Source organism: Lacrimispora struthionigena (assembly GCF_048627165.1).
GTDB lineage: Bacteria > Bacillota > Clostridia > Lachnospirales > Lachnospiraceae > Lacrimispora.
Genome location: NZ_JBMBWP010000002.1, coordinates 1,003,427 through 1,026,796, shown reverse-complemented (window position 1 = coordinate 1,026,796; position 23,370 = coordinate 1,003,427). Strand labels below are relative to the sequence as shown.

25 protein-coding genes are annotated in these 23,370 nt (G+C 36.1%); 18 read left to right on the top strand and 7 right to left on the bottom strand.

The window, feature by feature from the left end; all coding sequences use genetic code 11:
- The first annotated feature begins 36 nt into the window (after positions 1-36).
- From ACOAOT_RS13775 to ACOAOT_RS13755, 5 genes are all read left to right on the top strand, one after another.
- Positions 37-1,761 carry an ABC transporter ATP-binding protein gene (locus tag ACOAOT_RS13775; protein WP_420217521.1) on the top strand — a complete coding sequence of 575 codons (1,725 nt, stop codon included), beginning with the start codon at positions 37-39 and terminating at the stop codon, positions 1,759-1,761.
- 28 nt (positions 1,762-1,789) lie between these two features.
- The gene (locus tag ACOAOT_RS13770) at positions 1,790-2,395 is read left to right on the top strand and encodes a hypothetical protein (protein WP_420217520.1); all 606 of its coding nucleotides are present in this window, start codon (positions 1,790-1,792) and stop codon (positions 2,393-2,395) included.
- Between the two features lie 165 nt (positions 2,396-2,560).
- Positions 2,561-3,058 carry a hypothetical protein gene (locus ACOAOT_RS13765; RefSeq protein ID WP_420217519.1) on the top strand — a complete coding sequence of 166 codons (498 nt, stop codon included), beginning with the start codon at positions 2,561-2,563 and terminating at the stop codon, positions 3,056-3,058.
- Positions 3,059-3,243: 185 nt separating this feature from the next.
- Positions 3,244-3,696 carry a MarR family transcriptional regulator gene (locus tag ACOAOT_RS13760; RefSeq protein WP_420217518.1) on the top strand — a complete coding sequence of 151 codons (453 nt, stop codon included), beginning with the start codon at positions 3,244-3,246 and terminating at the stop codon, positions 3,694-3,696.
- The gene (locus tag ACOAOT_RS13755) at positions 3,693-4,280 is read left to right on the top strand and encodes a cyclase family protein (RefSeq protein ID WP_420217517.1); all 588 of its coding nucleotides are present in this window, start codon (positions 3,693-3,695) and stop codon (positions 4,278-4,280) included. The genes ACOAOT_RS13760 and ACOAOT_RS13755 overlap by 4 nt, the downstream gene beginning before the upstream one ends.
- Before the next feature lie 233 nt (positions 4,281-4,513).
- Here the strand turns inward: ACOAOT_RS13755 and ACOAOT_RS13750 are convergent, their stop codons facing one another.
- From ACOAOT_RS13750 to ACOAOT_RS13740, 3 genes are all read right to left on the bottom strand, one after another.
- A complete protein-coding gene (locus ACOAOT_RS13750) occupies positions 4,514-4,936 on the bottom strand; it encodes a MarR family winged helix-turn-helix transcriptional regulator (protein ID WP_256149514.1) in 423 nt (140 codons plus the stop codon).
- A gap of 12 nt (positions 4,937-4,948) precedes the next feature.
- On the bottom strand, positions 4,949-7,210 hold the full coding sequence (locus ACOAOT_RS13745; protein WP_420217516.1) for an ATP-binding cassette domain-containing protein: 2,262 nt from the start codon (positions 7,208-7,210) through the stop codon (positions 4,949-4,951).
- 112 nt (positions 7,211-7,322) lie between these two features.
- Positions 7,323-7,499, bottom strand: coding sequence for a hypothetical protein (locus ACOAOT_RS13740; RefSeq protein ID WP_420217515.1), 177 nt, complete (start codon positions 7,497-7,499; stop codon positions 7,323-7,325).
- Positions 7,500-7,659: 160 nt separating this feature from the next.
- On the opposite strand from ACOAOT_RS13740, the gene ACOAOT_RS13735 reads away from it, so the two are divergent.
- From ACOAOT_RS13735 to ACOAOT_RS13710, 6 genes are all read left to right on the top strand, one after another.
- Positions 7,660-8,220 (top strand): hypothetical protein, encoded by a 561-nt coding sequence (locus ACOAOT_RS13735; RefSeq protein ID WP_420217513.1) that lies wholly within the window; start codon positions 7,660-7,662, stop codon positions 8,218-8,220.
- A 503-nt stretch (positions 8,221-8,723) separates the two neighbouring features.
- Complete coding sequence (locus ACOAOT_RS13730) at positions 8,724-9,119, top strand: hypothetical protein (RefSeq protein WP_420217512.1); 396 nt, start codon at positions 8,724-8,726, stop codon at positions 9,117-9,119.
- A 47-nt stretch (positions 9,120-9,166) separates the two neighbouring features.
- A complete protein-coding gene (locus ACOAOT_RS13725) occupies positions 9,167-9,820 on the top strand; it encodes a potassium channel family protein (protein ID WP_420217511.1) in 654 nt (217 codons plus the stop codon).
- Positions 9,817-10,509 (top strand): potassium channel family protein, encoded by a 693-nt coding sequence (locus tag ACOAOT_RS13720; RefSeq protein ID WP_420217510.1) that lies wholly within the window; start codon positions 9,817-9,819, stop codon positions 10,507-10,509. Before ACOAOT_RS13725 ends, ACOAOT_RS13720 begins: the two co-directional genes overlap by 4 nt.
- An 83-nt stretch (positions 10,510-10,592) precedes the next feature.
- Positions 10,593-12,131: a TrkH family potassium uptake protein gene (locus ACOAOT_RS13715; RefSeq protein WP_420217509.1), complete on the top strand. Its 1,539-nt coding sequence runs from the start codon at positions 10,593-10,595 to the stop codon at positions 12,129-12,131.
- Positions 12,107-12,607, top strand: a complete 501-nt coding sequence (locus ACOAOT_RS13710) for a hypothetical protein (RefSeq protein ID WP_420217508.1) — start codon at positions 12,107-12,109, stop codon at positions 12,605-12,607. The genes ACOAOT_RS13715 and ACOAOT_RS13710 overlap by 25 nt, the downstream gene beginning before the upstream one ends.
- Before the next feature lie 151 nt (positions 12,608-12,758).
- Here ACOAOT_RS13710 and ACOAOT_RS13705 read toward each other — a convergent pair whose 3' ends face one another.
- Complete coding sequence (locus ACOAOT_RS13705; protein ID WP_420217507.1) at positions 12,759-13,625, bottom strand: GNAT family N-acetyltransferase; 867 nt, start codon at positions 13,623-13,625, stop codon at positions 12,759-12,761.
- 68 nt (positions 13,626-13,693) lie between these two features.
- Complete coding sequence (locus ACOAOT_RS13700) at positions 13,694-14,572, bottom strand: LysR family transcriptional regulator (protein WP_420217506.1); 879 nt, start codon at positions 14,570-14,572, stop codon at positions 13,694-13,696.
- A gap of 154 nt (positions 14,573-14,726) precedes the next feature.
- Between ACOAOT_RS13700 and ACOAOT_RS13695 the strand changes: the two genes are divergently transcribed.
- From ACOAOT_RS13695 to ACOAOT_RS13680, 4 genes are all read left to right on the top strand, one after another.
- On the top strand, positions 14,727-15,068 hold the full coding sequence (locus tag ACOAOT_RS13695) for a cupin domain-containing protein (RefSeq protein ID WP_420217505.1): 342 nt from the start codon (positions 14,727-14,729) through the stop codon (positions 15,066-15,068).
- 12 nt (positions 15,069-15,080) lie between these two features.
- Positions 15,081-15,782: an epoxyqueuosine reductase gene (locus ACOAOT_RS13690; protein ID WP_420217504.1), complete on the top strand. Its 702-nt coding sequence runs from the start codon at positions 15,081-15,083 to the stop codon at positions 15,780-15,782.
- A gap of 140 nt (positions 15,783-15,922) precedes the next feature.
- Positions 15,923-16,816, top strand: coding sequence for a GNAT family N-acetyltransferase (locus tag ACOAOT_RS13685; RefSeq protein WP_420217503.1), 894 nt, complete (start codon positions 15,923-15,925; stop codon positions 16,814-16,816).
- Between the two features lie 255 nt (positions 16,817-17,071).
- Complete coding sequence (locus tag ACOAOT_RS13680) at positions 17,072-17,848, top strand: SDR family NAD(P)-dependent oxidoreductase (protein WP_420217502.1); 777 nt, start codon at positions 17,072-17,074, stop codon at positions 17,846-17,848.
- A gap of 31 nt (positions 17,849-17,879) precedes the next feature.
- On the opposite strand, the gene ACOAOT_RS13675 is transcribed toward ACOAOT_RS13680, so the two are convergent.
- Positions 17,880-18,758, bottom strand: a complete 879-nt coding sequence (locus ACOAOT_RS13675; RefSeq protein ID WP_420217501.1) for an AraC family transcriptional regulator — start codon at positions 18,756-18,758, stop codon at positions 17,880-17,882.
- 160 nt (positions 18,759-18,918) lie between these two features.
- On the opposite strand from ACOAOT_RS13675, the gene ACOAOT_RS13670 reads away from it, so the two are divergent.
- From ACOAOT_RS13670 to ACOAOT_RS13660, 3 genes are read left to right on the top strand one after another with little or no spacing between them, the layout of a single operon-like run.
- Positions 18,919-21,000 carry a glycoside hydrolase family 31 protein gene (locus tag ACOAOT_RS13670; RefSeq protein WP_420217500.1) on the top strand — a complete coding sequence of 694 codons (2,082 nt, stop codon included), beginning with the start codon at positions 18,919-18,921 and terminating at the stop codon, positions 20,998-21,000.
- 21 nt (positions 21,001-21,021) lie between these two features.
- Positions 21,022-21,801, top strand: a complete 780-nt coding sequence (locus ACOAOT_RS13665; RefSeq protein ID WP_420217499.1) for a GNAT family N-acetyltransferase — start codon at positions 21,022-21,024, stop codon at positions 21,799-21,801.
- 40 nt (positions 21,802-21,841) lie between these two features.
- The gene (locus ACOAOT_RS13660; RefSeq protein WP_420217498.1) at positions 21,842-22,234 is read left to right on the top strand and encodes a VOC family protein; all 393 of its coding nucleotides are present in this window, start codon (positions 21,842-21,844) and stop codon (positions 22,232-22,234) included.
- A 114-nt stretch (positions 22,235-22,348) separates the two neighbouring features.
- Here ACOAOT_RS13660 and ACOAOT_RS13655 read toward each other — a convergent pair whose 3' ends face one another.
- Positions 22,349-23,311, bottom strand: a complete 963-nt coding sequence (locus ACOAOT_RS13655) for a carotenoid biosynthesis protein (RefSeq protein WP_420217497.1) — start codon at positions 23,309-23,311, stop codon at positions 22,349-22,351.
- Positions 23,312-23,370: the final 59 nt, after the last annotated feature.

The window sequence follows — 23,370 nt, the reverse complement described above, 5'->3', positions numbered from 1 at the left end:
CCTTGATACTAAGTGAAAAGAATGAGCAGGTGTAACATGAACAAGCGTAATATAAAATTTATCTATTCATACACAAAACCATATATTGGGATTTGGACTTTAGGGATTTTGTTTACTATTGTATCAAGTTTTCTTCAAATTAGGTATGCTTGGCTAATACGAGATTTAATTGATAATGCATTACTCCCCAAAAATTTTGATTTACTCTTTAAACTTTGTGTTACATTTTTTTTGCTTGTTGTCACCTGTTCTATTTTTTCTTTTATAAAGGAACTATGCTTTAATTATGTATCACAAAAGTCAATCGTCAATATTAGAATGGATTTGTTTCAGCATATTTTGAAATTACCGTATGATTTTTTTGTGAAAACTGAAGATGGCGAAATTGTTAACAGATTAGTTAATGATGTAAAAAACACACAGGATACATTCTCAGATCATATAGTATCACTAATAACATCCTTTATAACATCAGTATTAATTACAACGTGGTTATTAGTTGTTAACTGGAAGTTGGCAATTTTGTTTTTGGTAATCGTTCCTATTTTTTGTGGTGTCACAAAAGCATTATGGAAAAAAATTAGTAAATTAAGCCATAAAGCAGCAGAGGATACTGGACGATTAACAGGTTTTTTTCAAGAAGCAATATCATCAATTGAGATTATAAAAATAGTTGGTAATCCTTATTTCACCAAAAGACTCACTAAACTATGTAAAAGCTTGTCAAATAGTATTATTAAACTCCGAATGAGTATGGTATTTAATAATTCATTGTGGGAGAGTATATTAACACCTTATCAAGCCGTATTTTATCTTATTGGTGGTTACTGGTATATAAAATATAATGAACCTAGCATTGGTATTATGCTGGTGTTTGTCAATTTAGTTGGTGTGTTAGTGCCGAATGTTCTGACTTTTATAAGTGCTATATCTCAAATGGCAAGCGGAGTTGCTAGTTTGGATAGAATTCAAAAAATATTTGATCATCCTATAGAACAAGGAGGAAAAAAATTACTTAGTTTCGAGAAAGAGATATGCATTGAATTTAAAAATGTCTGTTTTAAGTACCAAGATACTGGCTTTTCTATTAAGGATATTAATCTAACCATTCATAATAATGAGTTTGTTACTATTGTAGGTCATACAGGATCAGGAAAATCTACGCTATTGAAACTATTGGTTCGTTTATATGACGTTGATAGTGGTGAAATATTAATTAATGGTGTCAACATTAATGAATATGACATATCAGATCTGCGAAGTTGTTTCGGCTTTCTCCAACAAGATATGTATTTGATTAAAGGTTCATTAAGAGATAACCTCCTTCTCGCTAATGAAACAATTACAGATGCTCAGATTGATAAAGCTATACAAATGACACAATTAAAAGAATATATCGAAAGCCTTCCTGATAAAATTGATACTATTATAGGTGAAAGAGGAATTACCTTGTCGGGAGGAGAAAAACAAAGGCTCTCTATCACCCGGATGCTAATCTGCGGTCTAAATAAAATTGTAATTATGGATGAACCAACATCGGCATTGGATTTAAGCACTGAACAACGGATACTTAATGATATGAAAACTATATTTGAACAGCGAACGACTATTGTTATAGATCATCGTTTAGCAACTCTAAACCTTGCATCCAAAATAGTAGTTATGAAAAATGGTACGATTGCTGAAATGGGGTCATATGATGAACTGCTAGAACAAGATGGTGAATTATGCACTTTAGTCAATGCTCGTATAGTATCGTGATTCATACAAAACTGAAAGGAAAAATTAAATGAAACATATTATGAAGAAATTTATTGCGACTATGGGAATATTTACTTTAATTTCCACAAATAGTTTTTCAGCAGCAGCTCAGGATTATGATATACTTGCTGCTACATCTGCTGATATAGCTTCTCTTGCAGCATCTCATGTTAATGTAACATCAATTCTCAATTCATATTACTCTTATAATGGAACAGATGCTTATAGGCTCATTAAATCTAATGCATTAAAGCGTTTTCTTAATCAATGGACAGCCGCTTCTATTGTAAACCCAGTATGGAATTACAATAGTTTTACAAAATATGAAGGTCAGAATCTATATTATTGTACCTTCACTGCTGACAATGGTAGGAACTATTATATGGTATTACGTTATGATGCATCAGATGGCGGTGGTCTGGGGAAAGTGAGATATGGTGAGACTTCTTATAATTATGATCTACGAGCAAACATTGATGTGATTTCTGCTAAGTTAAGTGAAACTCAGCTTGATTTATCATCAACAGTGGCCTATCGGGCGCAATTGAAGGGGGCTGAAGTTATCATTTTTAAAGATAATAGTGGCAAAAAATATGCATTCTATTTTGATACTTCAAAAATCGTGAGAATCTAATCAGTGATAATCTTTTCAGAATATAAAGGAGTTGGTATCATTAAAAAAATAATTTCTATCCTTTGTCTGGTTATAATGCTATTATGCACTGCGTGTGCTTCAGCAGGGCAGCAATTTTTAAGTGGTTTTGATAACCATCAATTTCCAGTAACAGAGGAGGATAGTATGAAATCAGTAAAGGACAATTTTGAATCTATTTTTAAATCTTATTATTCTTACAATGAAACAGATGCTTATAGGCTTATTAAATCTAATGCATTAAAACGTTTTCTAAATCAATGGACAGATGATGATATTGTAAATCCAGTATGGAATTATGAAAGCTTTACAAAATATGAAGGTCAAGACCTGTTCTATTGCACTTTTACAGCCGACAATGGCAAATATTATTATATGGTGTTACGTTATGATGGCAGAAATAACGGAGGTCTTGGGAAAATAAGATATAGTGAAACTCCATATTATTATGATCTAAAATCAAGCATTGACGAAATTAAGGATAAACTAAGTGAAACAGAACTTGATTTATCGTCAACTGTGGCATCACGAGCTCAGCTGGTCGATATAGATAAAAATAGTTTTGACGAGGTTATTCTTTTTAAAGATGATGATGGTAACAGTTATGCATGTTATTTGGAGACTTTTAAGATTGTAAAAATGTAGTTCTAAATATATAATAAAAAATTTATGCCGTGCATTAATAAAATGCTCGGCATTTTGGCGTATTTGAGGATATGCGTAAAAGTTTTATGGTCGGGTGTGGACGGCCCCGTTTTTGTTTGCTTGACAACAATAATGAAACATGCTACTATAATATTGTTTACTGGGAAACAATAAGGAGGTGCAAAATGGAACGAGAAATGCTTCGGCAGTTTACGCAGCTTTATAACAATCAAGATATACTTAGCAATCTTATAAACAGTGGTTTAAATTCACGATATAGTAATTCAGAATTGCACTGTATTGAAGCGATCGGAAAGCTTGAACGCCCAAATGGAGTGCAACTCGCTACGCTTCTATCGATGACTAGAGGTGCAGTTACAAAGCTAGCTAAGCGCTTACTACAGGATGGTCTTATAGAACGTTATACTCTTTCTGATAATAAAAAAGAAATCTACTATCGATTGACCTCTATAGGCGAAGTTCTGTTTAAGGAACATGAGGTTGCTCATACGAAATGGGAAGAACGAGATATTGCTTTTTTATCCTCTGTTCCAATAAAGGAACAACAAGTAGTACTCGAATTTCTACAAAAATTTAATAACTATCTACAAGCAAAAATACAGGAGGAATCTCTATGAAATATGACTTGACAACACAAGTGGATGTGGGCTTAATGGAGCAATGGCTCTCTACCAAAGAGAATCGCCATCTAGCTACTGGACATGTGGGTACACATTTAGATACCTATGAAAAAAGTGATATCCCATTAGATTACATTATATGCCAAGGGATACTTTGGGATGTATCAAATATTGCAGAAAACCGTGAGATTTCTCTCTCAGATATTGAAAATTTATACATACCAGAAAATGCATTTCTTCTAATATATACTGGTCGAAGTGAAAAAGAGAAGTACGGTACAGTTGATTATTTTCGAGAGCACCCGCAGTTATCTAACGAGTTGATACAGTGGCTTTCTAATCAACCACTTTGTTTTTTGGGAATTGACTGCGCTGGAATACGCCGCGGAAAAGAGCATGAGCCTGCCGACAGAATGCTAGAGAAGAATGGTATCTTTGTTATTGAGAATCTTAGTAATCTTAATCAATTACGAAACACTGATGTCTTTCAGGTTTATACTCTTTGGTTTGATGATCCTGTCGCCACAGGATTGCCATGTAAGGTGGTGGTGGATATTGTAAGTTCAAAACAACTTAATTAATTATCTATCATCAGGTAAACGATAAAAGGTGGCTTGGCTTTGCTGCTTGTAAAAATACTACTTTTACGCCAAGAAACTACCAGCTACCTACGACATCATTTTTGTCTACTCAAGGCTCTCAAAACAGCCGTCTGGCTACTTTATGCAATTACAGCACAACGAAACATCTGCCATAACTACGGTTTTTTTATTTACCGTAGGGCAGATAATTTCTTGTATTCGACTAAGTATGTCTATTGCTTTTCTGCGTATAAGTTCGTAATCCTTTTGCACATCATTGAAAAAGCATGTACTTCTTCCTCTGTTAATGCTTCTTCAATTAGGTTCATAATTTCATTTCCAAAATCCTCAACACGATTTAAAAAAGCTTTCCCCTCTTTGGTAAGAACAATATTGTAAGAGCGGCGGTCATTCGTCTGCCTTTCCTGAATAATATACTTTTTTTCCAGCAAACGCTTTGTTAATTTTGAAATACCAGATTGTGAAATACCTCTCATTTCAGCAAGTTCTTTCGTGGTTTTCGCCCCCTGCTTATTCAATGTATCGAGTATATAGTATTGTGCCGTTGAAACACCCTCAACGTTGAACCGATTTGAATCTGATACAATCATGCATTGAAAGGGAACATAACTTTCCTCTAATTCTTTTATAGCCATTAAGTCAACCTCCTATTTTTCATTAATATACTTTTTCAGGTGCTTTCCAGTTAAAGAATCTGGACAGTTGATTAAATCTTTCGGTAATCCTGTAAACATAATCTTACCACCATTCTGTCCTGCATAGGGGCCTATGTCAATAATCCAATCTGCTTGACAAATAATATCCAAATTGTGTTCTATAACAATAAGAGTGGAATTTTGTTCTACAAGGCGATTCATTACACCAATCAATTGTTTTATATCAGCCATATGCAAACCTGTTGACGGTTCGTCCAAAACATAAATCTGACCATTGTTTTCAAGTTCGGAAGCAAGTTTAATTCGCTGTAATTCACCACCTGAAAGCGTGCTTAATGGTTGTCCTAAAGAAACATAAGTGATACCAACGTCTGAAAGCCGTTTTAGTACCGTTACGATTTCTTTTTCCTGAAAAAATTCTAAGGCTTCTGTGACCGTCATTTTAAGAACATCGGCAATACTTTTTCCTCTTAGCTGATAGGCAAGTACTTCGTCCGAATAACGGTTTCCGTGACATTCCTCACATACCGTAACAATTGTATCCATAAACGCCAAATCTGTATAAGTAACTCCTAGACCTTTGCAGGCAGGACAAGCACCTTGGGAATTGAAACTGAATAGGGAGGCGCTTACACCGTTCCTTTTCGCAAATAATTTTCTGATAATGTCAAAGATACCTGTAAAGGTGGCAATGTTGGAACGTTTTGATGCCTGAATCCCTTTCTGATTAATAAAAACAGTTTCTGGATATAACCGAGGCAATACCCCATTAATAAGCGTACTTTTTCCTGAACCGGCAACCCCGGTGACAACAGTCATTACCCCTTTTGGTATATTAACCGAAATGTTCTTCAAATTATGCATGGTTGCATTTTGAATAGAAAGCCAACCTTTTGGGGCACGAATATCAGATTTTAGTTTGGGGCAGTAGGATAAGTATTTTCCCGTGAGAGTACCCGCTGTTTTCAGCCCATCTAAATTTCCTTGATATACAACTTCCCCTCCGTGGGTTCCAGCACCCGGTCCCATATCAATAATATGGTCTGCAATTTTTATCATGTCAGGGTCATGCTCTACGATTAGAACAGTATTCCCTTTATCACGCAATAACCTCATAAGTTCGTTAATCTTGCTTATGTCATGAGGGTGAAGCCCTATACTTGGTTCGTCAAATATGTAAGTAAGGTCAGTCAAGCTACTGCCAAGCTGGCTAACCATTTTAATTCTTTGAGACTCGCCGCCTGAAAGTGTAGATGTTTCTCTGCTTAAACTTAAATAGCCCAGTCCTATGGATATCATGTGCTGAATCCGATTCACAAGTTCCGAAACGATTGTAGCGGCTACGGGAGCATGAATAGATTGAACAAAATCCAAAAGCTCATTTATTTGCATATCTGCGCATTCCGCAATATTTTTTTCGTTCACTTTGCAAGATAGTACCTTATCATTCAAGCGTGTTCCATGACAGTGGGGACAATCCTGTTTTACAACAAACCGCTCAATTTCTTTTCCATATCTAACCTTTTCGCCATCTTCTTTTTTAAGAAAACTCCGTTCAATACGTAGAATCAAACCCTCATACAATGAGGTTTTATGCCATTCGGGGGTAGGATTTTTAACCTTAATTCCATCAGCGTAAAGTAACAGCTCCAGTTCTTCGGCAGAATAGTCCTTAATTGTTTTGTCATTATCAAAAAAGCCTGAATGAATATAGCGGGTTAATCGCCAACCGCCGGGTTCAAAAGTTGGAAAACGGATAGCCCCCTCATTTAAGGATTTATTTTTATCTAACAGCCTTTCAATATCAATGGTTTCAATTTTGCCCAAGCCCTCGCAATATTCACACATTCCAGCCGGATTGTTGAATGAAAAAACGTCTGAATAACCTACAAATGGCTCTCCAATTCTGGAAAACAATAAACGTAATACAGAATAAATATCTGTAATTGTCCCAACTGTTGAACGAGCATTACCGCCTAATCGTTTTTGATTGATAATAAACGCTACGGACAAATTTTCAATGGTGTCCACATCGGGTTTTCCGTAATGTGGCATACGGTGGCGGATAAAACTGGTGTAGGTTTCATTTAATTGTCTTTGCGATTCTGCCGCTATTGTATCAAATACCAAAGATGATTTTCCTGAACCGGAAACACCTGTAAAAACCGTAATTTTTTTTTTTGGTATCAGAACATTTATGTTTTTTAGATTTCGTTCCCTTGCACCTGATACCTGAATATAATTATCAGACATTTTTTTCCTCGCTTTTATTTATGTGACATGGTTAATATATGAGTTGGTTAACTATATTTTATCACCATTTTTATTTCTTTACAATGACTAGAATAGAATTTTGCGAAAAGTATTAATTAGATTTAATATCCAAATCCATAAGAGAGATAGGTGTACCGCTTTTGGCTTCTTCCTCAAGCTGTGCCACGGTTGGCTGATTGTTGGTAAGGATAATGGCATGGTGGTCGCTGACTTTGGAGCTGTCAATGACCTGTGCGGTGTTTATCGCCAGTTCTGTGGTTTCGGGCATAACCGTAGTAAGGTTTGCAATAAGCTGGGCTACAAAAGAAGATGTTGACGCTTTGATTCAATTACTATAGAATTTTATTACAAAAGACTCATATTAAATAAAGAGAGGAAATAATATAGCTACCAACTTTTTAAAGATAACTATATTAAAATTAAATGTGATGAAAACTGTTCCTGATTTTTTAACTCGGTATTATGTACATGGCGAAAATCCGTTTACTTCTCTAAACGATTATCCATTTAAAGAGGCTAACGAAATTAAGAAAAATCACTGCAAAAGAAATAATATTGGCGGGTTCTATGCCGAAGATGATTATTTAATTCACAGAAAGGAAATCGAAAAATGGCTCTATAACCAACTGATTTCCAAAGGTGGCAATCCGCAAAATACAGTTCCGATATATATGGCGTTAGGTGAATCTCCTCTTGGCGAATTTGATATACGTGAAGATATACAAAAGAATGCAGAGGAAATAAAAATCCCTTTAAATTGTTTGGATTTGTCTGCAATTTCGTTTACATTTCCAGATAGTATGTATCGTTTTGTTCTAGATACTAATGGAAGTATTGTGGGAGGGGAAAGAACAAATACTCCAGATATGTATTTGTATCATGAACTTGAACAAGTAATCTCAAAATATAAAACAGATTGTCACTATATTGAGGCACAAGTGTGGAATAGAAAGATGTTATTTGATTACATAAACAAGCTGAAAAAGTGAGCATTCATTTGCTATAATATAATACATATCACTATTATTGGTTAGGCACTGTAGTCTGGGCATCGAAAAGGGACACCATCGATAATGGCAGCCTCGGTCTGTGTGGGCCAACGGAGGCTCCTTATCACTCAGAATACAAATTGCATCATCCAACATGTTATTTACCATAGAGGCGTCCGGCATTGTACTAATCCTCCATACAATACAGCATCAACACATAAATGGGACTAAAAAATACAATTTTTAGCCCCATTTTTTTGCTCTTCTACGAATGAGATGAGGAAAAATTGAAAAAGAGTGATTATAATAGTAATTGCTGGGTACGGCAATGTTTTCTGCTACACCGCGGTCTAAATATTCCTTCTGCCTTGGCAGTGCTGATTTTCATATGTTAATCTATATCTCACAGAATTCTCACACCCATCTTTCAATTCTCACACTAACTTCACATCATTTATATTACAATAATTAATACAACGAGAGATCTACAGGAGGTCAATGGTATGAAAGAAATTAATGATGATAAGCAAAATATGACATTAATTTGCGATAAAGTGCGTGTATTAGTTATTAACGATGATACTGAAGAAAGTAAAATACTTCTTAAAAATATGATTAGTGAATACCCACATGCACCAGAACCTCACAACCTGTTTGGTTTGATTTTAGAAAAAGAGGGGGAACATCTTTTAGCAATGAAGCACTTTCGGGCTGCATGGGCACTTGACCCAACGTATTTACCAGCAAAATATAATCTTGAAAATTTTGGTGCAATAGTACAAGAGGGAAGAGGCGCTTTTGATGAGTCAGATTGTCCGCCGTTGATAGAAAAAACAGAATATCAAGTTGAGTATGATAATAATGGACTGGGTCGTATTATCAGGAAGGAAAAGCAATGAAATGAGTAAAGAAGATAATCATAGAATAAATATGCTGGAGGGGAATTATGTTTATAATCATTATTGGCTGCGGTAGATTTGGCAGTAATTTGGCTAAGGGATTATCAGATGATGGCAATGATGTGAGTATTATTGATAACAATGCAGATAAATTAAATGCTTTAGGAAGTGGTTTTAATGGACGTCGAATAAAAGGAGTAGAATATGACAGTGATAATCTTATCGACGCAGGAATAGAACAGGCAGACGCCCTGGTTGCAGTTACAGCAAACGATAACGTCAACATAACGGTATCACTGATTGCAGGCAAAATATATAACGTACCTAAAATTATTGCGAGGGTAAATGATCCTGATAAGCATTCTTTTTATCATACGCTTGGAATCAATACAATTAACCCAATACAGTATGAAATTGAAATAGTAAAGAGTAAGCTGCCTATCTATAGTTTAGATGTAATATCAACGTTGGACAATAATCATGAAATAATTGAATTTCTTGTTAGTAAAGAAAAATCAATGACGGTAGGAGATATTGAAGCTAAATTTCACTGTATCATATCTGGTACTGTGAAGGATGGGACAGTAAAACTTATGAAAAGAAATGAAAAGATATATAAAGGAGACAGAGTGATTTGCACGGTACATATCAATGATAAAGGAAGATTAATTAATTATTTTTGCAAGGAGATGTTTTTATGAAAACAATAATAGTAGGCGGAGGAAAAGTAGGATATAACCTTTTAAAAACGTTAAAAGGAAGAGATTATGAAGTTACGCTGATTGAAAGAGATAAAGAAACCTGCAAAAAAATAGCGGAAGATTTTACTAGTGATGTTATATGGGGGGATGGTACTAATTTAGATGTTTTAAAAGATGCAGGTATTGAGGAGGCAGAAATTATAGCTGCTGTAACAGGGTCGGATGAAGTGAATTTAGTGATTTGCCAAATTGCGAAAGTAAGCTTTCATTCGAAGAGAACAATTTCCCGTATCAATAATCCACAAAACATCGTTATGTTTAAAAAGTTAGGAATTGATAATGCGGTTTGCAGTACAGAGGTAATTGCTAACTTAATTGAATATGCATTTGATCAGGAGGATTACAGGGTCATCAGTACATTAGAACGTGGGTTAATGATAATTACAGAATTATCAATCAGAGAAAATAACATCTGGAGCAATCAATTTGTAAAGGATTTAATTTTACCAAAAGAATGTGTTTTGGTTTCTATTATACGTGGAGAGACGGTTATTTATCCAAGAGGAAATATTCAGATTTTGGAGGGTGATAAAGTAATCGTTATTACAAATAAGTCCGTTTTAGCAAGCTTGGTTTGTGAATTATATGATGGAGGCAATAAAAAATGGATGTTAGGAAAAAAGAAATAAAAGGAATGATTTATGAATCATTGTTCACAATATTTTACGTTGCAGTATTATTTGCAGCAACCGTAATTATAATGAGGTGAAAAATGGCTGGTTTAAAACATAGACAAAATGGTATTGAAATTATCAGCTATTATACTGGATATATTGTATTAATTGTAGCTTCTTTAATGACGATACCTATCATAACATCACTTCTTTTTTTTGAATGGAATCCAATGCTGGATTTTATAATCAGTGATGCAATAGCCTTTATTTTAGGAATATTAATGATCATGTATGGAATGAGATCAAAGGAAAGGAATCATGATATACAGTGGAAACATGGATTTGTAATTGCTTCACTGTCATGGATTGTTTTAACTGTATTATGCGCAATTCCATATATGCTAAGTGGTCATTCATTATCTTTTGTGGATGCATGCTTTGATGTAATGAGTGGATTTACTACAACTGGGTTAGCCCTGACTCAGGATTTGGACCATATTTCCATTGGCTTAAATATGTGGAGACATATCTTAACCTTTATTGGTGGTCAGGGAATGGTTGTTTTAACGCTTACCTTTTTAGGTAAGGAAATGGGCGGTGCATTCAAAATGTATGTTGGAGAAGGGAAAGATATCGAGTTAGTTCCCAATGTAAAAGGTACTGCCAGACAGATCTGGAAAATTAGCATGATTTACCTTATTATTGGAACAATTATATTATGGATTGTGGGAATATCCATTGGATTAAAGCCGGTATCTGCATTTTTGCATGCACTCTTTATCTTTGCATCCTCATGGAGTACGGGAGGATTTGCACCCAATTCACAAAATATTATGTATTATCACAGTATCATGTTTGAAACAGTTTCCATGGTCATCTTTATCCTTGGATCCCTGAATTTCGGAATTCATTATGCAATATGGCAGGGAAAAAGAAAAGAGATAGTAAAAAATATAGAAATACAGAGCTTTTTGGTTACATCCTTTGTAGCCTGTATGCTTGCACTTGCCGGATTGGCAAAATTAAACGTATATCCGGATGCCATAGCCGGATTTAGAAGAGTTATTTTTAACGTAATTTCAGCACATACAACGACAGGATTCGGAAGCATCTATGCAAGGCAGTTTGCTTTGGAATGGGGAGATTTTGGCATCTTAATTATGGTGGTGGCTATGCTGATCGGTGGTTCTGCGTGTTCAACAGCAGGAGGTTTCAAAGGATTAAGAGTTGGAATTGTATTTAAAGGATTAATCATGGATGTAAAAAAGCTGCTTTTGCCAGAAAGAAGTATGAATGTATATAAATATCATCATTTGAAAGACCGGGTATTAGATGATACTGTAATAAAATCATCTGCAATTATTATCATCTGTTATATAGTTACCTTTGCTACTGGCACAATACTTGGCACTTTCTATGGATATCCGATCTCAGCTTCTGCATTTGAATCAGCTTCTGTTACTGGTAATGTAGGATTATCCATAGGAGTAACCACCTCTTCCATGCCTACAGCAATGAAATTGTTTTACATTATTGCAATGTATTTAGGCAGACTTGAATTTTTATCTGTATTTGCATTAATCGGTTATTTCTTAGGAGGTGTTAAAAAAGCATGCAAAAATATATTAAAACATTAATATGGGTATTACTTTTCACTTCCGCACTAACGTTCCAGGTAAATGCACAGTCTTTTACAGATATAAATGAATTAATTGAGAAGGCAAAGGAGTATAACGGGGAGGAGGTTACGATTCAGGGAGAAGTCATTGGTGAAAGCATGAAGAGAGGTAATTATTCATGGATCAATATAAATGACGGAACAAATGCAATTGGAATTTGGCTGGATAGTGACATTACTAAAGAAATATTATTTTATGGAAATTATAAATGCAAAGGTGATACCGTAAAAATAACTGGTATATTTAATAGAGCTTGTAAAGAGCATGGCGGTGAAACTGATTTACATAGTAGTTCATTGGAAATAGTAAAAAATGGATATGAAGTAAATGAGCAAATATCGCCTGTAAAAATAATAATTGCAGTTGTTTTAACTATATTTACTTTAGGACTAATGTTAATACTTGTTAAGTTAATTAAAAATAGGAGATTATAAAAAAGAAGTTTATCTCCATCAAATTTTCCCCTTTGTCTAAGGAATAAAAAACAGAGCGATTTAGCTCTGTTTTTTTAATTCAATACATGTTCTTTCTGGTTATATTGCTATAGAGTAACTGAGCCAGTGCAAACAGTCAGGCAGTACAAGGCTACTCATATTTTAGCATAAGCGAATCACAAACCGGTTTATATCCGATTTTCTGATATATACTATTGGATGTTGGATTCAACAAATCCGTGTATAATACACATTTAGTAAAACCTTTATCTAATGCTATCTGACTTAATTGTGCCACACATGATGAGGCATATCCTTTGCCACGAAAATATGGAGGTGTATATACAAATGCTACACCAATAGCTGTTTGCATCTCTCTCGTAAATCCTGCCATAGAAACCGGTGAGCCATCAATTTCTAAAACATATAGTTTCTTTGTCGACAATCTGTAATGATAGGGGTTAGCACCTTGTGGAATAGACATTTCAGTATTTCCATATACAGCTGCCGCATTAAACGCTTCCAGCCAATAAGGGAAAAAATGCATATCTTTTTCTTCCAATAATCGAACAACTCCAAATTGCTGAATATCAGGATTTACGGCAGTAAGCTCATATATTCTCTGACTCATTGTTGTCTTAAATGATAAACCCTTTTGAGCCGTATATTCTTTAGCAAATATGTTGGCTAGTTCTTTTTCGGTTGTTACACCCGGAATATTGTATTCATCCAACCCATCTATTAAACATTTTATAGCTTGTTGATTAATTACATTTCCTATTGAATAAAGTGTGATATTATGTGGAGGCGTCATTAAAGCAATAAGGCAAATACCGCTAATATCAGAAACAGTTGCCATTAACCACTTTGCAGGATCTCGCCAATCCGTTTTATCTTTTCCTTCATTACCAATTATAATATTGCCTAGAAGAATCATATTTTGTGTCTCATCACGCATTAGAACTTCATATGTGTCTTTATAAAACTCATGCACATCTGTATATAATTTATATTGCATTTTACTACCTCCCTTATCTAAACTAACACTGTCTGTCAAGGCTGTGTGTATCTCAACATTGATTTTCGTTAAATTGATTTTTTAACAAGTTCAATAAAGTCCACTAAATAGGGTGATATCCATTTTGAATTATGGCAGAAGAGCTGAATGTATATTTTGTAATCATTTTTATACGGAAGAGCGCCTAATAAATTAGCGGATAGTTCTTTCCTGACCGCCAGATTAGGAAGTACACACAGGCCCAGACCACTCGCGGCCATTTCTTTTATTGCCTGAACACTTCCTGCTTCCAAAACAATTTGATAAGGAATCCCATGTGATTTTAAATCATATTCAAACGCTGTACGGTAATTGCAGCCTAAGCCTGTCAGTATCAACCTTTGATCGGTAAAATCCTTTATATCCAGCACATTTTTTGATGCTAACGGATGTGTTGGTGCGGAAAGGACCAGTATTTCCTCCCGCTTTTTCAATAAAGAAGTTATTGATGGATGCTCGATGGGGTTTCCTATCGTTAAAGCGATATCGATTGTGTTATCGGTCAACTGCTGCACGACCTGATCGTTTTCAATTAGTTTTAACTGAAGTAGAATGTTCGGATGGGATTTTTTAAATATGTCTACGATTTCCGGTAGCTTAAAAATACAAAGTGATTCAGAGACCCCGATAATGAGCTGTCCACTAGATGAAAGGCTACTGTCGATTCTATCTTTGATATTTGAAGCAAGAGCCAACATTTCTATTGCACATGGCAATAACATTTCTCCGTTGGCGGTAAGAAAAATCCTCTTTCCAATACGATCAAGGAGTTTTGTGTTCAGTTCCTGCTCCAATTGCTGAATTTGTGCAGAGATACTGGATTGTGCGTAGCCCAGCTCATCGGCTGTTTTGGTATAGTTTTTATTTTTTGAGAGAACAACAAAAGTCTTCAGCTGCTTTAAATCCACAACAATTTACTCCCTTCTTTAACGATCGAAATAATCGATAATTATAATAGAAATGTATAGTTTTACAGATTGATAAATGTATAGTAACATAAACATACAGCAGGCGCAATAAATAATTCCAGTGTCTAACTGAATTCGAGTTTAAGGAGCAAATATGAACGCAGATATTTTTCCAGAACCGGTCTTGAGTCTGACCGAGGCAGATATTCCGATAAAAGGTGTGAAGGCTTACCTGTCACAGGCGGATAATCATCAAATCATTTTTATGGCATTTTCTCAAGATGCTGACTTACCAGAACATGAGCACGAAAGCCAATGGGGTGTCGTTCTTGAGGGTAAAATAGAGTTGGTAATCAATGGGGAGAAACGTTTGTACGTGAAAGGCGACCGATATTTTATTCCAAAAGGAGTCAGGCACTCAGGCAAGATATTTGCAGGATATGCCGATATGACGTATTTTGATCAAAAAGACCGATATGGATGCAAGAGGAAATAGGGGGTAACTGCTATGAAAGAGGAATTGAGGGAAAAAGTTCTCGGCTTAGGAGCGAATCTTTGTGGATTTGCAGGAATAGAGCGATTTGTGGGAGCACCCAAAGGATTTCATCCATGTGACATATTTCCGGATTGCAAAAGTGTGGTTGCTTTTGGAATAGCCCTTCCCAAAGGAATATATGTAGCTGATTCCAGACTGATATATTCCTACTTTAACAATTTTGCTTGTCCACAAGTCGATAGTATTGCTTATCATACTGCAGTTGTTTTAGAAAATACATATCACGGACTGGGAGTGCCGTTACCCAGTGATGGACCTTATGACTATTGGGATGAAGAAAAAATGGAAGGTCGTGGCTTGCTGTCAATGAAGCACGTTGCATATCTTTCCGGAATCGGTACGTTTGGCAAGAGTACGCTTCTGCTCAACAGTGAGTATGGGAACCGCCTGGTTATCGGATGTGTTTTGACCAATCTGGAAATAGAATCCGATGAATTTGCTTCCGGAATATGCCTTGAACATTGTGATTTATGTATCCGAAACTGTCCGGTAGGGGCAATCAACGAAAGTGGAGTTGAGCAGAAAATGTGTCGAATGAACAGTTATGGTAAGACAAAACGTGGCTTTGATACTGTAGAGTGCAATCGCTGCAGAACTGCTTGCCCGATGTGCTTTGGGTTGCATGAGTTTCAAGCCCATTGTAAAGCTAAATGAAACTGCTACCTTGACACCCCTACAATCTGATAATCTTAACATCCCTTTCTAGGAGCATACCCATTTTTGTAAGTCGCCTTGACAAAAAAATAAGAATGAGATAATATGGTTGATAATATCAATCAATTCGGAGGCGTGGTATGAATAAAGAGGAAATGATTAGAAGCGAGATAAGATTAATTGTGAGGGAATTAGGTTTATTAAATCACAATTGCTTTAATTCAGGCTTGACACTTGCACAAGCACATATATTAAATTACCTAAGGCAAAACGGAAAGACTCCTTTTAATGAATTGTTGATAAACCTGGGTATTGATAAGGCTTCACTTAGTAGAATAGTTAGTAATTTGGAAGCAAAGAAATATTTAGAATTAAAAAAGTCCGAAGATGATAAGAGAATGAAAGATATTTGCCTTTTACCATTAGGTCTGACAACTATTAATGATGGGGATCATAAAGCAAATATATTTATAAATGAAATTTTAGATTTAGGAGATAGCCAGGACGCAGACAATATTGTTAGAGCATTTAGAGTATTTCGTATTCTTGCATTAAAAAACAATCTTAGAAAGAATGATTCTAGAATTTTGATTGAAAAAATCACAGAAAATTATATGGAGGATTCAATAAAATTAGCAACAGAAGTGTTTGCTAATGAGCAGGGGATTCCGGCAGAATCAATTGCAATTGATGCTAATTTAAAACCAATCTGGTGGTGTGCAAGAGTAGGTGGAGATATTATTGGGGTTGTCGCAACATGGAAAGAAAAAGATAAATGGAAATGGGGAAGATTTGCTATTGATAAAAGACTGAGAGGTTTAGGTATCGGTCAAAAAATGGCTATTCAATCATTAAAAGAAATTTTTAGACAATATACAGATGAGTTATATATTGAAGCAAGAGAAGCAACTGTAAATATGTTATTAAAATTTGGATGTAAAGTTATTGGAGAAACAGAAGATTTTTATGGCGAACCCATAACACCAATATTATTAAACAAAGAATTGTTTGATGAACATTTGAAAAGGCTCTAATGGCCGCCGTAAGGTGGCTATAATTAAAGGTACACGAAAAGTTTATCATGCAGAATTAAAAGAAATGAAAATTATAGTCACTGGAAACGCTAAAGTATGGGATGTTGGCATCGCAAAAATAAAACATTGGTGGGAGTAACTGGTAAACGAGGCGGAGAGCTTATTCTTCGCCTTGCTTATTCATAGAAAGGTCTGTTATTACATAATATAAATTTAGTCAAAATATTAGAATAGAAAAAGAAAGGATGAATTAAAATGGAAAAATTTTTTGACTTAACTGGAAAAGTAGCTGTAGTAACAGGAGCAAGTTCAGGTCTTGGTGCAGATGCGGCATTAGCCTATGCAAAAGCAGGAGCGGACGTTGCATTACTGGCAAGACGAATTGAAAAATTAAACGTAGTAAAAGCAGAAATTGAGAAAACAGGCAGAAAGGCAATCGCCGTTGGATGCGATGTTGCAAATGAGGAAAGTGTAAAAACAGCAATGCAATCTGTGCTTGATACCTTCGGGTACATAGACATTTTGTTAAATAATGCAGGAGTTGCTGTTGGTGGCGGCGTAGACAGCATGTCTGTGGAAGATTGGGATAAATCCTTTGATACGAATGTGAAGGGAATCTTTTTAGCAAGCAAATATGTACTTCCACAGATGAAGGAAAGAGGTTATGGTAAAATTGTTAATATTGCATCCGTAAATGCAGTTGTTGCAGATAAATTAGATGTATTTATCAGACATTCCTATAATTCTTCCAAAGCTGCGGTGGTTGGATTAACAAGAGGTATGGCAGCTTCTTATGCCAAATATGGTATTACTGTGAATGCTATTGGACCGGCTCTTTTTGAAAGTGAAATGACGAGTGAAACTTTATTTAAGTCGGAGAATTTTCTCAACCAATATAATACATTGAATCCGGCAGGACGTCCGGGAAGAAAAGGGGAATTAAATGGTACAGTTCTCTATCTTTCCAGTGATAGTTCCAGTTATGTACAAGGCCAGTTCATAATCGTAGATGGCGGTGGAGCTCTTGTATAATTAGGGCTTGTGAAAAGTGTGGTGAGGAATTTTATCGTTTACGGTATTCCCGAGGCGAACATCCTGTAAGTTGCTTGAATTGCTTATTAAAATTAGAAAGGTTGTTAAAGCCGCAGTTGTAGGAGATTGTTGATATGTCATCTTCTGTTTCTGTAAGTGCTGTGCATGCAGCTTTAATCCTTAGATGGGTCAGAAATTCAATTGCACTGCAGCCAACCGCTTTTTTAAAGGAGTTCATGAAGTGACTTGAACTAATAGCACATTGAGCTGCGAGCTCATTAATCGTAATGGAGTTCATATAGTAATAGGTCATATACTCCAGAGCGGGACGGATTAGAGCGGAATAACTCATGTTATCATCCCGGGAGGAAGATAGATTTTCTTTTTTTTCGAAATACCAGTAAAGCTGCAATAAATTACTTTTTAGTAAAAGATCATCATAAGGATTGCTTTTGTTTGCACAACTTATGAGGGACTCTGTCAGGGAACGGATCACCGAGTAATCCGGGTGGCTTAAGTCATATTTCATATTTACCTGCAGTTGTCCAGTAATTAGCGGTCGTATACAATGGGTACTGCTGCGATCATTGCTTTCCAGCCCAAGCATACTGGCATGAAATACAAAGGCAATATAATGCAGATTTATATTGGAAGAAGGATAGGCGGCATGCAGCATATTGGGAGAAATCATAACCACATCCCCGCAGTTTACAGAAAAGTGTTTGTCTCCACAGATAAAATCCCCCTTTCCTTGCAATACATAATCAATTTCAAATTCGTTGTGCCAGTGCATGGGTACGTTAGGAAAAAAATCCGGTATAAGGCAATCATAAATACTGTAGGGAATCAGTGACGAACTGTGCTGGCGCTGTTCTTTATTACCTTGAGATGCTTTAATTTTATACTTCATATTTATACCCCGTGCATATCGCAGGCTTGCCTGCGGTACTGGTTTAATAAGTAGTTGAATAGTATCAAAATTAGGTAGTATTTCAGAAGAAATGTAATCATCTATAGAGTATTATATCATTGTAATCCCAGAAATCAATTGATCTGCAGGAGGGTGTACTATGAAATTTTTAGATGATAATGGGGCATTGGTATTTTACCATAATGGGGAAATGGGGCGAATTGAAGCCTGGGGTATGGATTCTGTCAGAATACGTACCACCATGCTTGGCAAGTTTAATGGAAATAACTGGGCATTGACAGAAAATACTGAGACTGTACATAGCAGTGTAAAAATTGAAAAGGAAAATCATTGGGTAGGAGATGGAACGATCGATCAGAGGGAATTTGCTTCCATTACCAATGGTCATATTAAAGTAGCTGTGAATTTTGTGGGCATCATTTCTTTTTATAAAGACGACAAGCTGTTCCTTCGTGAATATTTCCGTATGTATGACGGAACCATTTCCAAAGAGAGCCGTTGCTTAAAGGTGATTAACCGCCAGTGGAAGGGAATTATTGGTGGAACCGATTATTCCTTAAATGTAAAATTTGAAAGTAATAAAGGTGAAAAAATCTTTGGTATGGGCCAATATCAGCAAAATGATATGGACTTAAAGGGCTGTGTCCTGGAACTGGCACAGCGTAATTCCCAGATCTCGGTTCCGTTTGCTGTATCTTCCTTAGGCTATGGCTTCCTTTGGAACAATCCGGCTGTTGGCCGTGTAACCTTTGGTAAGAACTATACCGAGTGGATTGCCAGCTCTACAAAGGAGATGGATTACTGGATCACTGTAGCAGATACACCGAAGCAGATTCTGGCAAACTATACCGCAGTTACCGGCCATGCGGATATGTTTCCGGAAGATCTGATGGGGCTTTGGCAATGCAAGCTGCGCTATAGAACCCAGGATGAGGTTCTTACAGTTGCCAGGCAGTATCAGAAGGAAGGCATAAAGATTGACCAGATTGTCATTGACTTTTTCCATTGGACCGTACAGGGGGATTGGAAATTCGATACGAAGTACTGGCCCAATCCTAAGGCTATGGTAGATGAACTTCATGCTATGGGTATCAAGGTTATCGTATCTGTATGGCCTTCTGTGGACCGCAAGAGTGAAAACTTTGGTCCGATGATGGAGAGAGGACTTCTGATTAAGACAGAGCGTGGGGCCGCTCAAACCTATGATTATCAGGGAGACTGTGTGGAAATAGACCCTTTCAATCCCGAGACACGTAGGTATGTATGGGAAGTGTGCAAGAAAAATTACTACGATTTTGGTATTGATGCTTTCTGGCTGGATAACTCCGAACCGGATTATGGTGTATATGATTTTGAAAATTACAGATATTGTGATGGACCTGCACTTAGTATCAGTAATATGTATCCGCAGATGTACAGCCGTTTATTCTATGACGAAATGAGTAAGGAAAATAAGCCTGTTGTAAATCTGCTTCGTTGTGCATGGGCCGGCTCCCAAAAGTACGGCAATGTGGTTTGGTCCGGTGACGTGCCAAGTACTTTTGAGGCCTTTGCAGACCAGTTACAGTGCGGACTGAACATGGGACTTGCAGGCATTCCCTGGTGGACGACAGATATCGGCGGTTTTATGACAGAGGATGTTAATGATCCTGATTTCAGAAATCTCCTGATACGTTGGTATCAGTTCGCTGTATATTCAGCCGTATTGCGTATGCACGGGGACAGAGGCCCTTATAACATTCCACCGCTGGATAACAGAGACTGGGGTGGCGGCTACCTTCATACAGGCCAGCCAAATGAGCTTTGGAGTTATGGAGAAGATAATTATAAGATTATGAAGAAATACTACGATATCCGTATCAGTATGCATGAATATATCAAAAAACTTTATGAAGAAGCTCATAGGAATGGCTCACCCTTGATTCGTACTATGTTCTATGAATTTCCGGAAGATGAAAAATGTTGGGAACTTCAGGATCAGTATATGTTTGGTGACAAATATCTTGTAGCGCCGATTCTTCATCTAAATGAATTCAAGAGAGACGTATATCTCCCTGCCGGTGAATGGATCTTGACCTCTACCGGTGAAAAGTATACTGGCGGCATAACGGTAGCAGTTGATGCGCCAATTGAATACACTCCGGTATTTGGAAAACAGTTATGTACGTTATATCCTTTATATGGTAAAGTAAAAGAAAAGAAGTACAATAATATAAACTAGAATATGTGGAGAGCATGTAGAATGAATGACGGTAATCAAATTGTGATAGATGATAAAAATCCTAGCATGTATAGTATTTTAGCCGGCATATGCAAAGGCGAAACATGGTCTTTTAAGGATGAACTTCTGACCTTGGATATAATGTACTCTTATTGTGTGGGGGGCTGTGGAGTTGTTGGTAGAATTCCTGATGAAAAAAAGAAACAGGCAAGAATATTCTTTGAAACAGTGTTTTCTTCATTAAAGAAAAAGAATATCTTTGAATTCGAATTTTCTACAGAGGATGTTGAATTACGCGTAGCAATGTTGGATATTTTTTCAGATAAGAAACTATATTCAGAAGAAGAATATTCATATAGGAAATTAGATAAATGTAATTATAGTTATACTTTGCCATCGTATAAAATTTTAGAAGTAGATAGAAGTTTTTTGGAAAAAAGAGAGAATTATGAAAATGAAGATATGCTCTTTGAACGTTTACATAATTCATGGCACTGCTACGAGGATTACTTAAAATATAGTAAATGCTTTGTTGCACTTCAAGGGGTAAAAATTGTTGGTATTATTTTTGGTTCCGCAAGATTTTTAAACATAATTGATGTTGATATTGAAGTTTTAGAAGACCATAGAAATAAAGGAATTGCAACCGCACTTACTGCTGAATTTGTGAATGCTTGTTCTCGTATCGGATGCATTGTGCAATGGGATTGCGTTGAATCAAATGTTAAGTCGCAGGTTATTGCAGAGAAGTGTGGTTTTCAATTGTTTAAAAAGAGACCTTTTTATTGGTTTGATTTATAAACTTGTACAAATATATCTGATTACTGAAGGGGTGTACAGGATGAAACTAGGAGCAACCTTATATATAAAAAATACCATTGAAGCTGTAGCACTTTACACAGAAGCATTTGGACTAACCTTGGGATACCATGAGAAATTTCCGGATGGCACATTTATGCATGCGTCATTACTTAGAAACGGACAAGAGATATTTGCTGTCAGTGAATCACATAATGATAACTTTGTTAATATCATGCTCACATCATCATTAGAAGGATCTCGCCCAACTATGAGCTATGGTATTAACTTTGAGAGTGAAGAAGAAGTAAAAAGGGCATATGAGATGTTATCGGAGGATGGAACGGTGCTATTAGAGTTGGGGTCCCTTCCATGGAGTTCCTGCTGTGCTGATGTTGTTGATAAGTACGGCGTATACTGGTATCTCTCAGTATAGAAAAAAGAGAGTGCTGCTTAGCACTGGTCTCATCTAGTGAAAGATGTGCCTGATTTGATGTTATAAATTATAAGCCCTGGGCTGTGCCCAGGGCTTATTGATGGTTAAAGGGGGTTAGTTTACATACTTTTTATTCAAAATATAAATTCCAATCCAGCCTAGTAATAATAACAATTCTGCCAGAACAACAAGCCACAATATTTCCATGTATCCACCAATAATACAAAACAGGGTATTAACGAAAGGAAAACCCAGGAAAGTAAACATGATAGGAAAATCCTTTCTGTAATCTAAGGAGCCAACAAACCTGCCATCCCAGTACTTGACTAAGGCTAAAACCAAAATCCCTACTGAAATTATTGAAAGAGCAATCAACATCACCCATTGCATATCAGAAGTTCTGGTGAAAAATGGTCCCATAAAATTAAAGAAATTGGATATAGGTGAAACCAAACATACCAGAGAAAGAATGGAAGCCAAAACCGGATAGATATAACCAATCAGCTTACTATAACCACTCTTTTTATGCAACCATTCACCGATTAAAATAAATGCAGTCCAGTATCCTGCTATATAGATCCATCCAGTAAAATTCATTACGGGTTCCCCATATATGACAGGTTCCCCAGGGAGCGGGTAATAACTCCATCTGCCAATGATTCCTTCCGAAGTTTGAAAAATCTGTTTTACTGCGACCGGATCCAGTGAAAAGTCAAAAATCATAGCACTAAGTCCTGCAATGAATGGTTTAGTCCATGACGGTATATTTATGGTTTTTAAAACACGTAACGTTGAGTAAACGATTAGAAACTCGATAATTGGAACAGTTAATGGGACATTGAATATCATCAGGATACTGCGCCCATAGGAGTAAAAACCTTCTTTTCCTATAGATCCCATAAAAACAGCAACATTTTCAAAGGCTGAGGCGTAAAAAAAGACAAAGCATACAAATTGCATTAACACAACCTTTGGGCGCTCTTCGTTATCTATTATATAAAAAATCATTAAAGTGGCAATAATTAAAACTAAAATATCTTGAATTATCCATACAGGAACTATTGTTATATTTCCCATTGTTTTACCTCCAGCTAAAATTATATTTGAGTTGAACGTTCAATTATATTATACTGATA